Below are 13,939 nucleotides of genomic sequence, written 5' to 3'. Positions count from 1 at the left end.
CGATAAGAATATAATAATTACTATTATTTCAATTTCTTCGGTTTTAATAGGTAGCGTATTAAGTGCTGTTATTTTAATAAGAAAAATCGTAATGATTAAATATAACTAAAGGTTGTTTTTTAATTAACAACCTTTAGTTTTTTAAGCAACAATACCAATGGAAATGAAAAACCTAATAACCATAGCATTGCTATGCCTACTTACTAGTGCCTATTCTCAAGAAGAAATAAGCGGTAATAATATAGATACTCAGTTAGGAATTGGGAAGTGGAGTGATTGTTTAGAAGAGGTTGTATTTGCACTATTGGTAAAAATGAAAGAAGTGAAACAGATTTTAAATTAACGCAAAAGAGAAAGCCTCTACTAGGTAAAGGCTCTCACAGGTTTCGCTAAAAACCAAAACAACCTAAGTTGTTATATTGATGTAAATATAAATAAAATACTTGATATACATATACTAGGCTGTTTTGAAGAGTGTGCAGCTTATACACTTTAAAAAGCCGTGGTCGCCGAAAAACGTATAGAGTAGGTGTTTTTAATTAAAATTTATTAAAATGAAGAATTTAAAGAAAATAATTTCTGGAATGACTCTAGTATTAACTATGTTTATAGGGTTTAACGCAAGTGCTCAAGAGCTTAGTGAATTAAGTAAGGATGCAACTTTTATTTCTTATATTAAAGATCAATTAGAGTTCAATAAAAACAGCAACATTGAATTAGTTAATGAACTTGCAAGCCAAGAGGAGTTAGGAGAAGGTCAATTAGAATTGTTTTACGAAGCTTTTAAGACAAATGATAAAGATTACGCCAGTTTTGTCAAAAAACAACAAGGTAGACTTAATGTCCTTAACCAAGCTTATGAACTTGAATCTTTATCAGCCGAGGATTTGAGCCCTTATTTTGAGGATACTTTAACACAATTAGGTGTAGGGCAAGAGCAAAATCAAACAATGGGAGATAATTGTGGGAGAAGATATAGAAATACTATAGCTATTAACCTAGGTACAGCTGTGGCTGCTCATTTAGGCTGTGGATTTGCTGATATGACTGTAGTTGCAGGGTTGATATGTCATGGAGCTGTATACCTTGTTCATTCTGCTGCGGATGACAATGCGTACCTCGACTATCTAGAATGTATCAAATAGTAGTACGGTATTACTAAATAATTAAATCAATTAAAACATTATTAAATGAAAAAGATCTCAAATTTATTACCGTTAATATTAGTAGGAATATATTTTACATTAATCCGGACTAACGATAGTATTTCTTTTGTTATAAAAATATTAATACTGATTTTAATTGTAATTATTTCTCTTTTTATAGGATATCAAAAATACAAAAAGGATGACCTTTCTAGAACAACCGTTATAGGTGTGATAGTTTCGATTCTAATTGCTATATCAATCTTTTTTTACTACACATCTAAAATAAGTTAGATGTAGAAAAGTAATAATAATATTATAACTCACCATATTCAAAATTATAATGAACTTGGTGAGTTTTTAAAAATCAAAAACCATGAAAAATCTAATAACCATAGCATTGCTATGCCTACTCACTAGTGCCTATTCTCAAGAAGAAATAAGCGGTAATAATATAGATACAAACTTAACTTTCGGTAAATACACGGACTGCTTTAGACCAGGCGGCATATGTACTTTTAATAAAAACACTAAAGAAAAAACAGCAAATAGTCAGTCGGTATTCAATAAAGATCAAACTCTAACTATTTATATCCATAGAGACCAAATTACTCCTGTAGAAGAATTTAAAATTTTGGGAGAAGAATTACATGAGGAAACCAACCTAGAAGAACTTACCTTTCTTATGGAAGAAGAACTAGAGATTCCAGAAGAGGCGAGACTAGCTCTTAAATTACCAGAATACCTTACCACCATAGCTGTAGGAGAATATCCTATAAAGGTGACAGAAAAAGAATTTATCATTACCCTTAAACTAGAATAATATGACTTCATTAATAAGATTTGTTGTTTTGGCTGCCCTGTTCTTAGTAACGAATGTAATGACCGCAAACCCAACAGACCCTAATAAAGAATTTAATTTACTTATTGAAGATTTAAGCCAAGAGCTTCAAGAAGTACAAGCGTTTTATGAAACTCAAAACAATAGTTTGTACCAGCGTTTAAACGAACTTTCAAAAGCGCTGCAAGCTAATAGCAGTACAGAAGAAAAAGTAGCATTGCTCATTGAAAAAGACAATATACAAAGATTACTCAAAGTAAATGAGCTTTCTGAGGCTACAGATATCAGTAAAATAAGGTATCTAAAAGGTTTACAGATTATTAAAATCCTTTATGAAAAGACTTTGACATTAGATCACCACTTCACATCGGTAGCAACTTTTAATGAAATTAATAATTTAAGTAATCCTAATCGATATCCAGAGTTTGTTAAAATGAAGGATGATATGACAAGTAAACAAGATAAAAGAGATGGCTTTAATCTAACTAATATATTAGGAAACAATATTTATACTTCGGTAGTGCATACCGTGGTGTCCTTGTTTAGTAATTCTAATGCGACCAAAACTGAAAAAGAAGCTAGTTTAAAAGATGTAGAATGTATCCTGGACTTTACTTTAAGAATGCACAATGACTTAAATACGATCTTTTTTGAAACTTCATTTCTACAAAAAAGTAATGATAACGTGATCAAAGAATTAGAGCAACTATTTGTAGATTATACCAAACCCATTAAATATAAAACTCCCTTAAAAGAATGTAGAAATAGTGATGATTGGGATGCTGTAAGGGAAAATTTAGACAGTTATCTTGACGAGTTAGAAAAGGCAATGAAAAATGACTCAGAGCGTTATAGAGCGCATAAAATGCAAATTAATCTGGAATTTCCCATTGATAGATTGCTGCAGTTTATTACTATATATAATGGTCATATAGATCAAGGAGGTAAATTTTATGAGAAGTTTGGAATCATGCTCAATAGTTATGAAAATGAAGAACAATGTTCCACAAAAATCCCAGCTGAATATAAAAAGCTAAAAGAAAGTATAGCAATAAGCATTGAAAAATTCAATACAGCATACAAGCCCGTGGAGATTAATGGTAGTAAAATGAAACAGATTTTGTACGGCATCAATGAGTTTGAATGATTTAGAGTAAGTATTGTAGATTCGCTTTCGCGAAAGCGAATCCACAACTAAACAAACAATCTTGTTGAGTTTTGTTCCCTAACTAGCTATTTTGTATTTTTCAAAACCGCAATAAAATTAAAAATTGGCAAACTTCCCACACTACAAACAAGCCGACTTAAAAGATTGTGGTCCTACCTGCTTGAAAATAATTGCTAGACATTACAAGCAAACCATAAATATTCAGAAGTTGCGTGCACTTTCTGAAACTATAAGAACAGGAAGTAATTTACAAGGAGTTAGTAATGCCGCTGAGGCGATAGGATTCCGTAGTTTAGGAGTAAAAATAGATGCTCAAAAACTAGAAGAAGCGCCACTGCCTTGCATCTTGCACTGGAATAAAAATCACTACGTGGTTCTTTATAGAGTGAAGAAAGAAACTTATTACATCTCTGATCCGGCACATGGACTATTAAAGTATAAGCAAAGAGAATTTCTAGATCATTGGATAGGTAAAGATGCCACTCCATCTACAGAAGAAGGCATTGCTTTGCTGTTAGAACCTACACCAGCTTTATATGAGCAAGAAGAATTAGAAGAAGATAAAAAGGAATTTGGTTTTTCTATTCTTTCAAGATACGTCTTCAAATATAAAAAGTATTTATGGCAATTGGTTTTAGGATTGATCGCGGCAAGTATTTTGCAATTGATCTTCCCCTTTCTTACTCAAAGCATTGTTGATATAGGGATCAAAAATCAAGATGTTCAATTTATTTATTTGGTGCTTTTTGCGCAGTTGGCTCTTTTTATAGGTCGTACCGTGATTCAAGTCATACGCAGTTGGATTTTATTGCATTTAAGTACACGTATTAATATCTCGTTAGTCTCAGATTTCTTCATTAAATTAATGAATTTACCTATTGCCTTTTTTGATTCTCGTGTAACAGGAGATATTTTACAGCGTATCAATGACCACAGGCGTATCGAGCGCATACTTACCACTTCATCACTAGATGTAATGTTTTCTATGGTGAATCTAGTCGTATTCTCTATTGTACTTTTATATTACAACGTGAGTATTTTTGGAGTTTTTGCGTTGGGTAGTTTTCTTTATTTTTTATGGATTGTTGTTTTTCTGAAAAAACGAAAAGACCTAGATTACAAACGTTTTGCACAAGTAAGTCAGGAACAAAGTAAAGTGATTGAGATCATCAATGGAATGCAAGATATCAAACTACACAATGCCGAGAAACGCAAACGCTGGAATTGGGAATTTACACAAGCTCGATTGTATAAGGTAGCTGTAGAAGGTCTAGCACTCGAACAATACCAATCGGTAGGTTCTGGGTTTATCAATGAGTTGAAGAATATAATCATTACCGTTCTATCAGCAACTTTGGTAATTTCTGGAGATATTACTCTGGGAATGATGCTGGCGATAAGTTATATAGTCGGCCAACTCAATGCACCAATAGGTCAGCTGATAGGCTTTATCAAAGAATGGCAAGATGCCAAAATCTCTCTAGAACGATTAGGAGAAATCCACAATAAAGAAGATGAAGAACTGGATCCTACCCAAAAAATAAGCGATTACTCAACCGATGATGCTATTCATTTAGAAAATGTTTCTTACCGCTATGTAGGAAGCGAGCAATTGGTTTTAGAAAATTTAAATCTCCACATTCCTGCAAACAAGGTAACTGCCGTTGTTGGTGTAAGTGGTAGTGGTAAAACTACCTTAATGAAAATGCTATTAAAATTTTATGATCCCATAGAAGGAACGATTAAAGTAGGGCAGCATAATTTAAAAAACATCTCTCAAAGTGCCTGGAGAGAAAGTTGTGGTGTGGTCATGCAAGAAGGCTATATTTTTAATGACAGTATTGCTCACAACATCGCCGTAGGAGATGATTATATAGACAAGAAAAAACTGGCACATGCCATTGATGTCGCAAATATCAAAGAGTACATAGAATCTTTACCACTTTCCTACAACACACAAATAGGAATGGAAGGAATAGGACTCAGCACAGGTCAAAAGCAACGTTTATTAATTGCAAGAGCCGTATATAAAAATCCAGATTTCCTATTCTTTGATGAAGCCACCAGCGCACTAGATGCCAATAACGAAAAAGTGATCATGGATAAGCTAGACACCTTTTTTAAAAATAAAACCGTTATGGTTATCGCTCACCGATTAAGCACGGTAAAAAACGCAGATCAAATCGTAGTACTTGACCAAGGGAAAATAGTGGAACAAGGAAATCATGAAAGCTTAATTGCTCAAAAAGGTAATTATTATCATCTTGTCAAAAACCAGTTGGAGTTGGGGAGTTAAAATGAACACTGAATATCGATTAAAGAATATGGAATATAGAAGTAAGACAAAGAACGAGTTTATTACCACTGTGCGATAACTTTGCTGATTTATGACAAAAGACTATTGATAGTTTAAAAGCTAGAAACCTCACCCTTTAAGGTTGGGGAAAAGGTTTCGGAGATAGAATATAGCGAAACCGTCCTGCGACGGTTTGACAAATTAAAAGAGATTTCCACCTACGCGTAAAATATTATGCCGAAAGATAAGTTAGAAGAAATAGAACTACGTAGTGAAGAAGTGCAAGAGATCCTCACAAAAGTACCGCACCGTATCATTAGGTATGGCAATACGGTCTTTTTACTGATTATTATTTTGTTGTTATTCTTATCTTGGTTTGTAAAATATCCAGATATTATCGTGTCACAAGGCATCATTACCACCGCAGTGCCACCACAAAAAGAATATAGCAAGATCACGGCAACCTTACAGTATGTATTGATTGAGAATGATCACGAGGTTCAATCGGGCGATGTGATTGCTGTTTTAGAAAACGCAGCCAGCTATAAGGATGTATTGCTATTAGAAAAAGCGCTAGACACAATTACGTATAATAATAAAGATTTTAAGTTTCCAGTGGATAGTTTGCCCATCCTTTTTTTAGGAGATTTGGAAATTCCTTTTGCCGTTTTTGAAAATGCTTATATTCAATACCGTCTTAATAAAGAGTTGCAACCTTTTGATAATGATGCTCTAGCAAATGAATCTACAAGAATACAATTGCAGGCTCAGTTGAGAAATATGCTTTCGCGAAAGCGGATACAAAAAACAGAGTTAGAGTTTAAAAAGAAAGAACTAGAACGCAATAAAACACTATTTGAAAAAGGTGTTATTGCTGCGCAAGAATACGAATTAAAGCAGCTGGAATACGCTCAAAACGAGCGATCTTTTCAAAGTATGGATGCGTCTATCTCGCAGTTGCGCAATCAATTGAGCAATACGTCTAGCTCACTAGAAGGCATTAAAATTAATAAATCAAGAGAAAACCTACAGCTTTATAAAACACTAATACAATCCTTCACTCAGCTCAAAAAAGCGGTAAATGATTATGAGCAATTGTATATTTTAAGAGCTACTATAAACGGTCGTTTAAGTTATACTCAATACTGGAAAGAAGAGCAGCAAGTCCAGCAAGGTGATTTGCTTTTTACCGTTTTTCCTGAAATATATGAATCCTATATAGCAACTCTTAAAACGCCAGTCCTGAATTCTGGCAAACTACAGCTAGGACAGAAAACCTTTTTAAAACTGCAAAACTTCCCAGAAACGGAGTTTGGTGTACTGGAAGGAAAAGTAGCTACCATTTCTCAGGTGCCAGATGCCGATGGGTTTTATTATGTACAAGTTTCTTTATCAGACACCTTAATTACTTCCTATAAAAAAGAAATACAACTGCAACAAGAAACCAGCGTCATTGCAGAAACTGTTACAGAAGACTTGAGACTTATAGAACGTTTTTTCTATCAGTTCAAAGAAGTTTTTTCTAGATCCTAAATCTCAAAAAATTTAGAGTTACTTCTACTTCCATATTTTCATCTTCAAAATACGATTACCAGATCTATTTAAAATATTTTTGAAAACCATCTGTTTAAGGTAAATATGAAATTGAAGTTGTCTTTTATTTTAGTGTTATGTTGTCTTATGGCAAATGCACAAGAATACAGCAACTTGAAAATGAAACGTGTTGCGGTTAATGATTCTATTCAAATAGATTCTGTTAGTATCAACCCTTCTTATTTTAAACTAGTGGATAAGCAGGGAAAAACTATTGATTCTTCTTTTTATAAAGTCAATTTTTCTACTTCACAACTGTCGCTATTGAATAGAAGTAAAGTTACTACAGATTCCATAGACATTATTTACCTTCCATTACCAGATTTTTTAACGAGGACCTATAGGTCTTACGATCCTTCTATTATACTTAATAATGAAAGTAAGCAGGAACAATTAATTGCTTTACAAAGACCTACTGCGGTAAATACCTTTATTCCGTTTGATGGTTTGCAAACCTCAGGAAGTATTACTAGAGGCGTACGTGTAGGTAACAATCAAAATAGTGTTGTTGATTCTGAATTGGATTTAAGAATTACAGGTAAATTAAACGATAAAGTTTCTTTGAGAGCATCTATTCAAGATGCCAATGTACCGCAAACACAAAATGGGTACTCACAGCGATTGGATGAATTTGATCAAATATTTATTGAGCTTTTTAGTGATAACTGGAACATTAGAGCTGGTGATGTAGACCTGATACAGGAGAATTATCAGTTCAATAACTTTACCAAACGTGTTCAAGGAATTTCTGGAAATATACGATTTAATGGAGATGATTCTTCTGGTTATGCCGGTGCTGCTGGAGCTCTTGTAAGAGGTACTTTTAACATCAGCAGATTTACGGGACAAGAAGGGAATCAAGGACCTTATAAATTGACTGGACAGAATGGTGAATTGTTTATTCTCGTGGTTTCTGGTAGTGAGCGTGTTTTTGTAAACGGTGTTCCTCTACAAAGAGGAGAAAATCAAGATTATGTTATTGATTATAATGCAGGAGAAGTGCGATTTACACCTACTTTTCCTATAACTAGTGAAATGCGTATTTCCATAGAATACCAGTATAGTGAGCGCAATTTTACAAGGTTTATAGGGTATGGTAAAGGTGGTTTTGAATCTAATAAATTAAAGGTAGATACTTACGTTTACACAGAAACAGATGCTAAAAATCAACCTCTTCAACAAAATTTAAGTGAAGATCAAGTAGCTATTTTATTAGATGCTGGTGATGATCCAGAACTGGCTATTGCGCCTAGTGCCATCGCTAGCGATTTTTCAGAAAACCAAATTCTCTATAGACGTGAAGTAATAAGCGGTGAAGAACGATTTATCTTTTCTCAAGATAGAAACGTGCAGCTTTTCAATGTTCGGTTTAGTTTTTTAGGGGATAATCAAGGTAATTACCGACTCATTAACGATCAGGCTATTGCAAATATTTATGAGTACATCGCTCCTATAAATGGAGTGCCACAAGGTGAATACGAGCCAGTGATACAGCTTTTTACTCCAGAAATCTTAACTATTGCTGGACTTAAAGCAAGTTATGAACCTACCGCAGGAACCACCATCTTCACAGAATTTGCTGCCAGCAATAAAGATTTAAATAAGTTTTCTGACCTTGATGATAATGACAATGAAGGTGTCGCTGCAAAGCTTGCTGTAAAACAGGAATTACTTAAAAAAGACAGTTTACAGGCTTTGAATATTACCCTCAATACCGATTATATTCAAGAGAATTTCAGAAATGTGGAACGAGTTTACAATATCGAGTTCAATAGAGATTGGAATTTAGAAACGACACAAGGCAGCCAGTTATTTACAACCTTAGGACTTAATTATCAGCTGGATTCTACCTTAACTGCTTCCTACCGTTTGGAGCATCTGGAATTTGATAATTTTTATAATGGAAATAGACATGAGGTTGCTGGTATTTATCAAGATAGTTTGTGGAAGGCTCGCTTTCGCGGAAGCGTACTTAACACCAACTCTACAGAGCAGGAAAGTGAATTTAACCGTGTAAATGCAGACGTGCTACGGCGCATACGTAAGTATTATGTAGGATCTAGGTTAGATAGTGAGGACAACCGGCAAAGGCTTATGGCAACAGACGAGCTTACTGGAATTTCTCAAAAATTTACCAGCTATGAAGTGTATGCAGGACGTGGCGATACGACTACCACTTTTGTTGAAATAGGTTATAGAAATCGCGTAAATGACAGTTTAAGAGAAGGAAATCTGGTTCGAGTAAATAGTTCTAACAATTATTATATCAACTCACAACCTATTAAAAATAAAGTAAGTAGTCTTAGGGTTTTTGCTAATTATAGAAAATTGAAAAGCGATTTAGAAGGCTTTGAAGATGAGGTTTCTTTTAATTCTAGAGTTCAATACAAACGGAGAATGTATGGAGGAAAAATTTTGTGGAACACCACTTTTGAGACTAATAGTGCGCGTATCCCTAGACAAGATTTTACTTATGTAGCCGTCAATCCCGGACAGGGAACTTTTACTTGGATAGATTATAATAATGATGGCGTACAAGATTTAAACGAGTTTGAAGTGGCTCAATTTCAGGATCAAGCTAGTTTTGTTAGAGTGCTTTTACCTAATCAAGTTTTCTTACCTACACATCAAAATAAATTTTCACAAACACTCGCGTTAAACCCTATTTCATGGACTAATGAAAAAGGATATAAAAAGTTTCTTTCACGATTTTACAACCAGACCAGTTATTTAATAGATCGCATGGTCGCTCGAGAAGGAGAAAACTTTAATCTCAATCCATTTGCTAGTAGTGATGATCAATTAGGATTGAACCTTAGTTTTAGAAACAGTTTGTTCTTTAATCGTGGGAAACAAAATTACACTACTAACTATACGTATTTAAGTACCGCAAATGAAAACCTACAAAGTATAGGAAGCATTTCTAATGAGATAGAAAGCCATCAATTGAGATTTCTACATAAGATCAAAGACACATGGTTGATTACTGTGAATGCACAAACAGGTGTCAATACCAGTAAAAGCGAAAACTTTAGCAACAGGAATTTTGAGATAGAAGATGTGCTTTTTAGACCTCAATTGTCTTATTTATTTGATAATAGTAATAGGTTAGAGGTATTTTACCAATATCAGAATAAAGATAACCAACTTAATGAAACAGCCACTTTAAGTCAGCAAAATATAGGAATAGCCTGGGCGCTCAATAAGTCTCAAAATTATGCGATAAATGGTGAGATCAAATATGTTCAAAATGATTTTGAAGGACAGGCCTTTTCTCCCGTAGGTTTTCAGATGTTAGAAGGTTTACAGCCAGGAACTAATGTAACCTGGAATCTGCTGTTTCAGAAAAACATTACAAAATTCTTAGATCTTAACTTAAGTTACAGTGGCCGTAGCAGTGAAACTGCCAGAACGGTGCATACCGGTAATGTACAATTGAAGGCTTATTTTTAATTTAGATCTTTCTATAAGGCTAGAAACGCATCAATAGTAGTTTCTAGATCTTTGTCACTAGGTCTTCTGGCGTTGTCGTCTACTAGACGTCCATTTTTATCAAATAGCATGTATCGAGGAATAGAGCTTACGTTGTTGTCTTGAAATAACTTTGCTTTAGGATAATTGCGAGCAAGAAAACTGTTCTCGATCAGGTTGAAACTCTTTGCAGACTGTTCCCATTTGCGTATGTCTTGATCTATAGACACAAATAAGAAAACAACCTCTTTATCCTTATATTTTTCCTGAAGTTTTTCTGAGTAAGGCATCATAACTTTACAAGGGCCGCACCAGCTTGCCCATACATCTAGATAAACAATCTTTCCTTTATGATCGGCAAGAATTTGATCCAGACTGTAATAATTGTCTTCAAAATCTGTAAGATGAACTATTTCGTTGCTAGAAATGTCAGCTTCTGCAAATTTAATAACTGGTTTTTTATCAGGAGTTTCCGCTGCTTTTTGTCCACAACTCGTGATTAAAACAGCTGTTAAAAGTATAATTATCGTTCTCATTAATTTTTTATTTTTTTGACATTACGCACTTGATGCAGAATCTGGTTGAATCTTTATAAAATTATATTTATTCTTAGTACCAAGATAATAAACAAATCAAAAATCTATAATCACTACTCGTTCTCTGCGATAATCGTTCAGATTTATTTGTTTTAACCTGTGAGGTTGCCTTAAAAACTTTTTAGTTCAATTTTTAAACCTATACTATAAAGCGAAACCTCACAGGTTAATCCAAAGTTTGATTTATTTCAAATTCAAATTCGATTTCAAGTTCAAGTTCAAGTTCAAGTTCAAGTTCAAGTTCAAGTTCAAGTTCAAGTTCACTTTTCAAGCAAACAAATATCTAACTAAATCTTCAATTTTTGAAAAGGCTTGTACATCTGTTCCTAGATTTTTAAAATTTTGTTTTCCAGGAGCGATGAACACTTTGTCAAAACCTAATTTTGCTACTTCATTCACACGTTGTTCCATGCGGCTTACAGGTCGTATCTCGCCTCCTAAACCTACCTCTGCACTGAAACAGTGTTGTGAAGATAATTCTATATCAAAATTTGAAGAAAGGATTGCTGCGACTACTGCTAGATCAATCGCAGGATCATCTACAGTGATCCCACCAGTAATATTTAAAAAAACGTCTTTCTGACCTAATTTAAATCCAGCTCTTTTTTCAAGAACTGCCAGAATCATGTTCAATCGTTTTAAATTATAACCGGTCGCACTGCGTTGTGGCGTTCCATAAACAGCTGTGCTTACTAGCGCTTGTACTTCTATCATTAATGGTCGCATACCTTCCATGGTCGCTGCAATGGCAGTACCACTTTGTGTTGCGCCACGTTGTGAAATTAGAATCTCACTAGGATTCATTACCTCGCGCAGTCCATGACCTAACATTTCATAAATTCCTATTTCATGCGTACTACCGAAACGGTTTTTTAAGGCTCTCAAAATACGATATGTATGATTACGATCTCCTTCAAATTGGAGTACCGTATCAACCATGTGTTCTAAAATCTTAGGACCAGCGATGTTACCATCTTTAGTAATATGACCTATAAGAAGTACTGGAGTGTTTGTCTCTTTAGCAAACTTGATCAACTCACTGGTACATTCTCTAATTTGGGAAACACTACCAGGTGAGCTTTCAATATGATCGGTTTGTAGCGTTTGTATAGAATCAATGATTAACACATCTGGCTCTACTTCTGTAATTTGCCTGAAGATATTTTGAGTTTTGGTCTCTGTAAGAATGTAACAATTTACGGCATCATTTTTAATACGATCTGCTCGCATCTTTATTTGTTGTGCGCTTTCTTCACCAGAAACGTATAGTGTTTTATAAGGTAAATTGAGACATACTTGAAGTAGTAAAGTGGACTTACCAATTCCAGGCTCGCCACCTAGTAATGTTATCGATCCAGGTACTAATCCACCACCTAGAACTCTATTAAACTCTGCATTTGTGGTGTCCATTCTAGGACTTTCTGCAGCGTCTATTTTAGATATTAATTGTGGTTGTGGGGCACGCTTTCGCGAAAGCGGAACATCTGCAACAGCACTTTCCCACGATTTTTTAGTTTCCTTTTGAACGACCTCTTCTACAAGTGTGTTCCATTCTTTACAGGTAGTACATTGCCCTTGCCACTTAGAATGCTGGCTGCCGCAGCTTTGACAAAACCAAGTCGTTTTTACTTTGGCCATTTACTCTTTTTCTTTTATTTGAAGCATTTCTACTTTATCTAAAACATCATCTTTATCGATTCCTACTGCTGGTTGTAATGCATAAGCGGTATTATATGATTTAATAGCTCTAGAATACCTGCCTATCCCTTCATAGCCCAAACCTTCTATGTAACTGCCGTAAAGAATATCTGGATACTCTTTATGCGCTAGTACGCCTATATCTATTAATTGATCCCAATCTTTTTTAGATTCTACATATTCTGCTATAGTAACTAGATCTATTAGGCGCAGTTTCATATCTATTCCATAAACCTCTTTAATCATGCGGTATTTTTCAAGAATACGATCGATAACACGCACCATTCCTTTTTTATTTTCTTTGCCTTCAAATTTTTCTTCTTCGGCAATATCTTGATTCATAAGCTTTTCTTCGTCTATGAGTTGGTATTCTTTAAAGATGAAATCTAAAGCTCTAGGAATCGCACGCGCAGCCAGTGTGTAAGGGTTAGTCCCTTCTATTTTATCATATTTGATATTTATATTTTTCTTTGTTGAAAATAAGGAGTCTGTTTCTTTAGTAATGATTTGATCCACGATATTATTACGGTCTTGTGTCGCCACATAAAAGTAATTATACTCTTCTAGTTGATTTATTTTGTTGATTAAGTTTTCTTGTATAAGAGCAGAGTATTCTGGAGCTATTTGAATAAGTGCGTCTACTGATATTTTTTTACGCATGAGGTAATAGCTTGCAATATTTGCTGTAATATCTTTACCTAATATGACGGTAAATGGTGCGACACGATATTCGTCCATCATGGTTTGTTTAATTTCCATTACAAAATCCATGAACTTCAGGGCTTGAGGTTCAGGAAAACCAGATTCGGTATCGATTCGTGTTTCGTCATACCGACTTTCCCGTTGATTAATTCCTATAACAAACGACTCAGGCATTTGATCCCAATACGATAAATAGTCTACTGTTCCTGCTACCGGTTCAAAAAGGAAATCGCCATCCAGCACAATAATAAGCGGATATGTTTTTTCTGGGTTTTTTGAATAATTGCGTGGCTTCAATATTTTCACATTGCGCTCTTCTCCTAAAACATCACTAGGGAATGCTCTGTATAAAGCTTGGGAAATCGCTAGTTGACCTAAAAGTAAGGTCAGTAGGATCAGTAATAAATTTTTCATCAAACAAAATTTAGG

Annotated in this window: 10 protein-coding genes; 7 read left to right on the top strand and 3 right to left on the bottom strand. The window is 34.4% G+C overall.

Translation table 11 applies throughout. From position 1 onward, the window contains the following. The first annotated feature begins 163 nt into the window (after positions 1-163). From ACTF54_RS02265 to ACTF54_RS02235, 7 genes are all read left to right on the top strand, one after another. Positions 164-343 (top strand): hypothetical protein, encoded by a 180-nt coding sequence (locus ACTF54_RS02265; RefSeq protein ID WP_438968638.1) that lies wholly within the window; start codon positions 164-166, stop codon positions 341-343. A gap of 211 nt (positions 344-554) precedes the next feature. Continuing rightward, on the top strand, positions 555-1,145 hold the full coding sequence (locus ACTF54_RS02260) for a hypothetical protein (protein ID WP_438968637.1): 591 nt from the start codon (positions 555-557) through the stop codon (positions 1,143-1,145). Positions 1,146-1,521: 376 nt separating this feature from the next. Beyond that, the gene (locus ACTF54_RS02255; RefSeq protein ID WP_438968636.1) at positions 1,522-1,968 is read left to right on the top strand and encodes a hypothetical protein; all 447 of its coding nucleotides are present in this window, start codon (positions 1,522-1,524) and stop codon (positions 1,966-1,968) included. A 1-nt stretch (position 1,969) separates the two neighbouring features. After that, positions 1,970-3,133 carry a hypothetical protein gene (locus ACTF54_RS02250; protein ID WP_438968635.1) on the top strand — a complete coding sequence of 388 codons (1,164 nt, stop codon included), beginning with the start codon at positions 1,970-1,972 and terminating at the stop codon, positions 3,131-3,133. Positions 3,134-3,257: 124 nt separating this feature from the next. After that, positions 3,258-5,450 (top strand): peptidase domain-containing ABC transporter, encoded by a 2,193-nt coding sequence (locus ACTF54_RS02245; RefSeq protein ID WP_438968634.1) that lies wholly within the window; start codon positions 3,258-3,260, stop codon positions 5,448-5,450. 234 nt (positions 5,451-5,684) lie between these two features. Further along, on the top strand, positions 5,685-6,983 hold the full coding sequence (locus ACTF54_RS02240; RefSeq protein ID WP_438968633.1) for an HlyD family efflux transporter periplasmic adaptor subunit: 1,299 nt from the start codon (positions 5,685-5,687) through the stop codon (positions 6,981-6,983). 105 nt (positions 6,984-7,088) lie between these two features. Beyond that, a complete protein-coding gene (locus ACTF54_RS02235; RefSeq protein ID WP_438968632.1) occupies positions 7,089-10,496 on the top strand; it encodes a hypothetical protein in 3,408 nt (1,135 codons plus the stop codon). An 11-nt stretch (positions 10,497-10,507) separates the two neighbouring features. Here ACTF54_RS02235 and ACTF54_RS02230 read toward each other — a convergent pair whose 3' ends face one another. The 3 genes from ACTF54_RS02230 to ACTF54_RS02220 all read right to left on the bottom strand — a co-directional run bounded on the left by ACTF54_RS02230 (position 10,508) and on the right by ACTF54_RS02220 (position 13,924). Beyond that, a complete protein-coding gene (locus ACTF54_RS02230) occupies positions 10,508-11,050 on the bottom strand; it encodes a TlpA family protein disulfide reductase (protein ID WP_438968631.1) in 543 nt (180 codons plus the stop codon). 327 nt (positions 11,051-11,377) lie between these two features. Beyond that, the gene (gene radA / locus ACTF54_RS02225; RefSeq protein WP_347195619.1) at positions 11,378-12,748 is read right to left on the bottom strand and encodes a DNA repair protein RadA; all 1,371 of its coding nucleotides are present in this window, start codon (positions 12,746-12,748) and stop codon (positions 11,378-11,380) included. Further along, positions 12,749-13,924, bottom strand: a complete 1,176-nt coding sequence (locus ACTF54_RS02220) for an alpha/beta hydrolase (protein ID WP_347195620.1) — start codon at positions 13,922-13,924, stop codon at positions 12,749-12,751. Between the last annotated feature and the right edge of the window lie 15 nt (positions 13,925-13,939).

It is taken from the genome of Nonlabens sp. (assembly GCF_965657255.1).
Classification (GTDB): Bacteria; Bacteroidota; Bacteroidia; order Flavobacteriales; family Flavobacteriaceae; genus Nonlabens.
Note: the sequence above shows the minus strand (reverse complement) of the source record. Positions and strands in the feature narration are given on the sequence as shown.

Excerpts from the sequence above, each read along its gene's own strand:
- ACTF54_RS02265 (WP_438968638.1), top strand. The coding sequence starts at position 164 with ATGAAAAACCTAATAACCATAGCATTGCTATGCCTACTTACTAGTGCC.
- ACTF54_RS02260 (WP_438968637.1), top strand. The coding sequence starts at position 555 with ATGAAGAATTTAAAGAAAATAATTTCTGGAATGACTCTAGTATTAACT.
- ACTF54_RS02255 (WP_438968636.1), top strand. The coding sequence starts at position 1,522 with ATGAAAAATCTAATAACCATAGCATTGCTATGCCTACTCACTAGTGCC.
- ACTF54_RS02250 (WP_438968635.1), top strand. The coding sequence starts at position 1,970 with ATGACTTCATTAATAAGATTTGTTGTTTTGGCTGCCCTGTTCTTAGTA.
- ACTF54_RS02240 (WP_438968633.1), top strand. The coding sequence starts at position 5,685 with ATGCCGAAAGATAAGTTAGAAGAAATAGAACTACGTAGTGAAGAAGTG.
- ACTF54_RS02235 (WP_438968632.1), top strand. The coding sequence starts at position 7,089 with ATGAAATTGAAGTTGTCTTTTATTTTAGTGTTATGTTGTCTTATGGCA.
- ACTF54_RS02230 (WP_438968631.1), bottom strand. The coding sequence starts at position 11,050 with ATGAGAACGATAATTATACTTTTAACAGCTGTTTTAATCACGAGTTGT.
- radA (WP_347195619.1), bottom strand. The coding sequence starts at position 12,748 with ATGGCCAAAGTAAAAACGACTTGGTTTTGTCAAAGCTGCGGCAGCCAG.
- ACTF54_RS02220 (WP_347195620.1), bottom strand. The coding sequence starts at position 13,924 with ATGAAAAATTTATTACTGATCCTACTGACCTTACTTTTAGGTCAACTA.